General features: G+C 72.4%; 3 protein-coding genes and 1 pseudogene. 3 read left to right on the top strand and 1 reads right to left on the bottom strand.

Annotation, left to right across the window (positions count from 1 at the left end; genetic code table 11):
- Window positions 1–34 precede the first annotated feature (34 nt).
- Together ACFHWT_RS07210 and ACFHWT_RS07205 are read left to right on the top strand one after the other, a co-directional pair.
- Window positions 35–352: pseudogene (locus ACFHWT_RS07210) on the top strand (toxin glutamine deamidase domain-containing protein); the annotation flags it as partial.
- Window positions 353–503: 151 nt separating this feature from the next.
- Window positions 504–803 (top strand): hypothetical protein, encoded by a 300-nt coding sequence (locus ACFHWT_RS07205; protein ID WP_416593795.1) that lies wholly within the window; start codon window positions 504–506, stop codon window positions 801–803.
- A 2,534-nt stretch (window positions 804–3,337) separates the two neighbouring features.
- On the opposite strand, the gene ACFHWT_RS07200 is transcribed toward ACFHWT_RS07205, so the two are convergent.
- Window positions 3,338–4,072 carry a hypothetical protein gene (locus ACFHWT_RS07200; RefSeq protein WP_416593794.1) on the bottom strand — a complete coding sequence of 245 codons (735 nt, stop codon included), beginning with the start codon at window positions 4,070–4,072 and terminating at the stop codon, window positions 3,338–3,340.
- On the opposite strand from ACFHWT_RS07200, the gene ACFHWT_RS07195 reads away from it, so the two are divergent.
- Window positions 4,019–7,342: a toxin glutamine deamidase domain-containing protein gene (locus tag ACFHWT_RS07195; protein ID WP_416593793.1), complete on the top strand. Its 3,324-nt coding sequence runs from the start codon at window positions 4,019–4,021 to the stop codon at window positions 7,340–7,342. The two genes, ACFHWT_RS07200 and ACFHWT_RS07195, sit on opposite strands and share 54 nt — an antisense overlap.
- Window positions 7,343–7,354: the final 12 nt, after the last annotated feature.

Here is a 7,354-nt window from a genome sequence, read left to right as displayed (position 1 = left end):
GTTGGCGGGGTTGTCGACGTTTCTTGGTCGGCCGATGGTGTCGTTGCCGCGCTGGCCGGACCGGGCGGGCGACGGGACGATCGACCGGGTCACGGGTGAGGCCGACGGGATCAGCCGGGCCGAGGCGTGGTTGGGCGGGGAGTGGGTCGGTCCACCGGCGGACATGCCGGGGGCACCGGCGGACCGGGTGGCGGCGGTCGCCGAGCAGTACGCGCAGTTGCAGGAGCGGGTGGCGGCGGCCGGGCCGGGTAGTGCCGCCCTGGTCGTCGCCGACTGGCTGAGCCTCGACCAGGACACCGGACGGCTGCATCTGGACGCCGACGGAAACGCGCAGGCAGCCGGCTCGCATGCGTTCCTGATCGTCTACCCGTACGGTGCCGACGGGCCGGTGTGGTGGGATCCGCAGTACGGCGGAACCGCGACGCAGCCACCCGCCGAATACCTGGCGGCGACGCACACGTTGTGGTCGATGGACGCGCCGACGGCACGGGGAGGGACCAACAGTGACTCGGGACGACGCGCAGGAGCTGATCCAGCGGCTGGTCGGGACGCCGAACCGGATGGCGCTGCACGAGTTCGAGTTCGGCTGGGTGGCGCGGGAGATCCTGTCGGAGACGGAACGCACCCAGGGGATGGGTCTGGGCCAGGGGAACTGGGTGATCGACCGCGACGGGACGGTGACGGCTCACCGGAGCATGCCGCCGTCGATCATCATGCAGGAGTACGCGGCGGCCCGCCGGGCGGGCCGGACGACCGGCCGCCAGGTGTGGCCGCTGACGGACGAACCGGAGCCGAACCACTAGCCACCGCCGGGCCGGACGGGTCGCTCAGCGCCGCGCCGGACGGACTGGTCAGCGCCGCCGCCGGGACGACCTTCGGGGGCGCGCTGTATGACGCCGACCCGGCGGCGGTCGGCGCGGCGGTACGCGACGCGCTCGACACCGGACTGCTGCCGGCCGGCGCGGTCGCCGACCCGGATGCCGGCACGGTCACCCTCGACACCTCGGCCGGGCCGGTGACCGTCACCCTCACCGTGACCTCGCTGCCGCCCGGTACGACGGTGGCACCCGTCGCCACCATCGCGACGCACGCCGACGGGGCGACCGTACGGGTGTCAGACCGGGCCTCCGCCGACCATGTCCGGCGGGCGGTCGCCGCCACACTGGCAGAAGTGGACGCCATCGCGCAGGAACGGGCCGACGGGCTGCGTACCGATGCGACGACGGCGCTCGCCGAAGGCTCCCGGCCCGAAGGAGATGGGCAGCGGCAGCTGACCGCGCGGGACATGGGGCGGCTGGCGGAGCTGCGTACCGTCGCCGACCAGCTGTCGCAGGCGGGCACCGGCCGGCACGCCGACCCGGCCCAGGTGGCCCAGTTGCACGCCGAAGCGGTCGGCCTGCTGATCAGCAGTGGGCTGTTGGAGCCGTACCCGGGGCACCGGGTGCACAGCCTGGTGCCGAACGTACCGGTGGTCGGGCTGGCCGCCACGGACGCCCGGTTCGCTGCCGTCCGTACCCAGTTGGGGCCGGCCTTCGCGGACCTCGCCGGGCTGCTCGCGGCCGCCCGCGACCGACCCGGCCTGGCCGACGAGATCCGGGTCGTCCAGGCCGATGTACGGGCGGCGGCCCGCCGGTGGGCCGCGCGGGCGACCGCCGCCCGTGACCAGGCGGACCTGGCGTTGACCGACCGGGTAGACGCCGCGCTCGACGCCGACCCGCAGCACGTCTTCGACCGGCTGATCATCGGCGGCGGCTGGGCGGCCACGGCCGACTTCGCCACCCTCGACGCGGCCACTCTCGACGCGGCCACTCTCGACGCGCCGCCGGACACCGGCGCAGGCCTGCCGCCGGTGCTGGCCGTGTCGCAGGGCCACGACCCGTGGGCCGACCGGCAGCAGCTGCTGATGGGGCAGGTCCCCACCGAGTTGGAGATCCCCGGTCTGCCGTTCCAGCCGGCGGACTTCGCCGACGAAGGCACCCAGTTCGCTCTCGCCAGCGACTTCGCGGCAGCGGTCGGCGCGGCCCGCGCGTACACCGGGATGCCCAGCTACCAGGGCACCGCGACCGCGATCCTGCCCCGCCCGACCAGCGCCGACGACGCCGCTGGGTGGCCGGCCGACGCCAACTACCGGGTCACGGTCGGCGAGCGGAGTTTCTACGCGGCCACCGTGGACATTGCCGCTGGTCCCGGTCCGGCGCGGGTGCCGGCCGCGCCGGCGTCGACAACCGGCCGGTACGTCGACCCGGCGACCGGTTACCAGGTCGACCGGTCCGGCCCAATACCGGTGTTTCGGGACCCGACCGGGGCGGCCGTCGACCCGGCGACGCTGCCCGCCCCGGTCCGTACGGTGCTCGGCGGCACCGACACCGGCACCGGTACCGGCACCGTCCGCGCCGGCCTGCCGCTGCTCGCCGACACCGACGGGCGGCTCACCGATCCGCTGCTGGCAGATCCGGCCAGCGGGTACGCCGTCGACCCGACGACCGGCACGCCGTACGCCCCGGACGGCTTCCCGATCGACCCGGCGGCGCTGCCCGGCGACGTCGCGCAGCGGCTCGGCTTCGACGCCGACGGCCGGTTGGCCGCCCCTGCGCCGGCGCGTCCCCGGGTCGACTTCGGTGGGCAGAACCTGGCCGACGCGTACCAGTCAGGCGACCGGGTGCTGGTGTTCGGGGCGGGTGCCTCCGGGGCGTGGGACATCGAGCAGGCCGCCGCCTCGCCGGCGGCCTCCATCGACTGGTCGGCCCGCGCGGTCGGGCTGCCGCCGGCGGACCGGACCGGTGACCCGGTCCGGGACGCTGAGCTGCAATTTCAGCGCAGCTTCTCCGGCGGATACAACCGCCGCAACACGTTGCCCGACGTCGGTGCGTACGACGTGGCCACCACCGACAGCCGGATCAGTCAGTCGCTGCGCGAGATCGTCAGCGCCCGGCACACCGTGGACGGTACGTTCCTGGTCGAGTTCAGTGACGGCACCCGCCAGGAGTACGACCGGGTCGTTTTCTCCATCGGCCAGGCCCCCGAGTATCCCGGCGGGGTCGCCGCCCTCGCCGGCGCGCTGCAACTGCGCCCACTGCACGGGCCGGCGACCACCCGCGACGGCGGTCCCGACTTTCTCGGCTTGTCCGACGCGTCCGGCCGCCTGCGGGTTCTCGGTGCCGCCGCCGTGGCCCGTCAGCTCATGCCGTCGGTTAGCCGCAAGTTCAGGAGGTCAGCGGAGCTCCAAATCAGCGAAGCGTCCGCTGCGCTGCCGGACGACTCGCGAAACATCCCGCCGAGTATCCGGTTCCACGCGCAGCGGATCGCCGAGGCCAACCGGAACTCGCTACCGCCGCGGTCACACCTCGCTGAAGTCGACGAATCCCCCCCGCCAGGCGATGGCGGGGTCGAGCCAGGGCAGCGGTCCGTGCTCGGCGATGATCCGCTCGGCGATCGGCGGGATGTAGACATCGATCGGGTCCTGCCCGCCGACGGCGTCGAAGCCCTCACCGTAGGGGACCAGCTCGGCGTGGTTGCGGGCGAAGTAGACGAACCGCAGGTCCGGCAGGACCCGGGGGGCGAGTTCGGCGAACAGTTCGGATCCGGCCTGGGTGATGCCGCAGTTGACGAGCCCCAGCCAGCGGAGCCGCCGCAGGTGCGGCGAGGCCAGCAGGGCTCGCAGCCCGTCGTCGCCGATCGGATTGTCGTCCAGTCCGAGGCTGGTGAGTCGGGCCAGCAGCGGGTTCGCGGCGATCGCACCGACCAGGTCCGGGCTGACGTCGGTCAGCAGGACGTGGCGGACCGGAACCAGGCGGTAGATCTCCGCGCCCCGGTCGAGGAAGTCGGCACCGGGCAACTCGATCAGTTCGGCGAAACCACGCCGTACCCCGCAGTCGTCGACGAGCCCGGCGATCCTCGCGCAGAGCCGCGGCTCGAGTCTGACCGCGAGTCCACGGACCCGCCGGGACAGCTCGGGCGCGATCGGGGCGCCGGCGATCCTGGCCCGGTCGTACTCGATCTGGGCGCGGATCAGCTCGGCGTGGTCGGGGTCGGTGGGTTCGACGGCGTCGGCGTAGCGCAGCCGCAGGTCCATGTCGTCGGGGTCGGCGAGGATGGCGGTGTACAGGGCGTCGCTGACGGCGGGCCGGGCGTCGCTGGCGTCGGACATGACCGCAGCGTATCGACGCCACCAGCGTTGCTGCCGCTACCGGGCACTCGGCTGATTGGTCCGCAGGGACTCTCTCCGCTGGAAGACCCTCGCTACCAGTCAGATCTGGAGCACAGCCTCACTGCGCCTGACGGCTACCAGGTCGGCTCGGATCCGGCCGTCCACCCGTACGGGAGGCTGATCAATGATGGCGGGCCGTCGCAGCCAGGTCGGGGAAACAACTGCCTGGACGCATCCCTGGCCGCGCTGGCCAGCTTCTACGGTCAGCCACAGGTTGCGCTGCCGCGCTGGCCGGACCCGCTTCCTGACGGTCGAACAGACTGGGCGAGTGGGGAGGCGGCTGGCGTCGAGCGGGCAGAGGCCTGGCTGGGCGGTCAGTGGGCATCTCAGCCAGCCGATATGCCTGGCACACCTGCAGAACGGGCCGAGAGGGTCAGTCGGCAGTACAAAGAACTGCAGGATCAGCTGACAGCTGGTGGGCCGGGGTCAGCAGCCCTGGTGGTAGCGGAATGGCTCAAGCTGGACCGACTGACCGGACAACCGGCCGTCGACAAAGATGGAAACGTCGTCATGCACGACGCACATGCATTCGTGGTGGTTCACCCGGCGGACGCCGATGGGCCCATCTGGTGGGATCCACAACAGGGGACGGTGTGGACCGAGCCGCCGACGGAGTACGTCGAGATGACGCACACTCTATGGTCGATGACAGTGCCCCCAGGGGAGGTGCCGGGCGATGACGGAGGACGACGCGCAGCAACTGATCGAACGGCTGGTCGGGACGGCGAATCCGATCGAACTGCATCCGTTCGAGTTCGGCTGGCTGGCGAAGGAGACACCGTCGACCGAACAGCGGGCGATGGGGGCGCACGTCGGGATGGGCTGCTACATCATCGACCGGTCGGGGACGGTGACGGTGCACAGCAGCCTGCCGATACCGGTGGTCATGAAGCAGTACGCGGCGGCGAGGCGGCAGGGCCGGATCAGCGGTCACCAGATCTGGCCCCCAGCCGGGACAGTGAACCAGCCGATCCCCGGCTGACCCGGATCCGCCAGCTGGCGGCCCACTACACCGCCGCCGACCCGGGGACCCGGCTGGCGCTGCGCGCCGAAATCGGCGTACTCGTCGACCAGCTCGGCCTGACCGGCGGCACCCCGCAGGTGTACGCGCGGTGGGCGCAGCTGCCGCCCGACCTGGCGAACCTGCTGCTGCGGCTCACCTCACCGGCGCTCACCCCGGAGACCGTACTGGCGGTGCTCGGTACGGACCCGGCGACGCTGACCGAACCGCAACGCGCCCAGCAGCGTGACTACCGGGCCCGGCTGGTCCACAACGGGTACGTTCCGTTCGCGCCGCAGCTCACCGAGCAGCTGCACCGGCTCGCCGTTGACGCCGAACAGGGCCAGCGGAGCCTGCCGACGCTGCCGGCCTCCGCCGGCCAGGTGATCGGGTTGCGCCCGGATCAGATCGCCCAGCTGCAGGCCGTCGATCCGGCGCTGGCCGCGCGGATCGCCCGCGACGGGGTGTACGTCGACCTGACCGGCCAGGTCGACATCAGCCCGTACGTGCTGGCGAACGCGCCGCATGTGGACGTGGGCGGCGTACACCCGGGTTTCGACCTGGCGACGGACGCCGGCCGACGGGCGTTGCTGGCCGAGGACGTCCGCCGGGCGTACGCGACGATCACCGCGACGTACGGGCAGAACCCGGAAGTCGTCCGGCTGCTCGGCAGCCACAGCTTCCACTACCTGGCGCAGACCCGCACGATGGCGCTGGTCTCGGACGCGTTGACGCGGGCGATCCTGAACCTGGCGCCGAGCGCGCCGGTCGAGCCAGCGCCGGAAGCAGCACCGCTCGCCGTCGGTCCGACCGAGATCCACGTGTACGCCGACCACCCCACCCTGCCGGAGCCGGATCCCGGGGAGGCGGCACCGGAGTACGGCCGCCCGGTGGCCGCGAACTCGGGCGCCGCAGCGCCCCTGTGGAATGGGCTGCCCAGGCGGGAGCAAGTCGCACAGGGGGCTCTCGGTGACTGCGGCATGCTCGCCGCGATCGGTGCGGTCGCCGGGCACAGCCCGCTGACGATCGGTGGGTTGTTCCGCCTAAACCCGGACGGCACCGTCGACGTCCTGCTGCACGAGAGCAGCCTCCCGGGTGACCGGACGGCCCCGACCGGCCGACGGCTGCGGATCACCGTGACTCCGGACGTCCCGGTGCACGCCATCATGCCGGGGCAGGCCGCCTACGCCGACCAGGCGCAGGCCGGGGCGGCATGGGCGAGCATGCTGGAGAAGGCGCTGGCGGCGGTCGACCGGACCTGGACCGAGTCCCGGCAGGTCCACTGGCAGCAGCAGTGGCAGAGCTGGCAGGAGCAGCCCGATCCGCACCGGGCCGCGCCGCGCGGCTACGCCCGGATGGACCCGGGCAGCACTCCCAATCTGTGGGCGGAGCTGCTGACCCAGCTGACCGGCGAGCCGGCCGGCACCGGCCGATTTCCCACGCATCCGGGCAGCGAGCCTACGGTCGAGGCGACGCTGGCCCAGTTGTTGGCGCGGCGGAATCCGGTGATCGTCAGCACGATGCCGCCGGACCGCTATCAGCATCTGCCGAATGGAATGCCGCCGTACGGACTGCATGCGGGACACGCGTACGAGGTGGTGGCGGCGCAGGACGGGCATGTCTGGCTGCGCAACCCCTGGAACCATGGTCATCCGCAGCCGATTCCGATGCGGGCGTTTCTCGATCTGATGAGTAGGGACTACGCCCATCTGGACCGCGCGCCAGTGGTGCCGCAGCCCCCGCCGGTGCCGCCCGTCGCGCAGCAGGCGAGTCGGGCCGGTGAGTCGGTGGCAGAAGCTCGGGTCGGTGGGTCGGCCGGTGTGGCGACCACCGCGCTGACCGCTGCGGGGCCGGGCCGGACGGTGGTCGACCGGGGCGGCGCGTATTTCGTCTACTACGTGGATCGGGGCACGGCCGGTGAGCTTGTCACGTTGGCGGCCGTCGAGGTCGGACCGGACGGGCCACGGTCGATAGCCTGGGGCAACGGTTCTGGGGTGCCCGGCGCTGTCACTGTTTCGGCCGATGCAGCGGGCCGCTCGCCGGTGAGTCGTACGGAGGCGGAACAGGTGGCCCGCAGCGAGTTGGGCTTCGAGTTGCCGGACGAGCCGACGCTGCATGAGATGCTCGATGGCTGAACTCTCGATGGA

Source organism: Micromonospora sp. LOL_021 (assembly GCF_048060215.1).
In the GTDB taxonomy this organism is placed as follows: domain Bacteria; phylum Actinomycetota; class Actinomycetes; order Mycobacteriales; family Micromonosporaceae; genus Micromonospora_E.
Note: the sequence above shows the minus strand (reverse complement) of the source record. Positions and strands in the feature narration are given on the sequence as shown.

Bases quoted from the DNA above. Each gene is read 5' to 3' on its own strand.
- ACFHWT_RS07200 (WP_416593794.1), bottom strand. From the start codon at position 4,072: ATGGACCTGCGGCTGCGCTACGCCGACGCCGTCGAACCCACCGACCCC.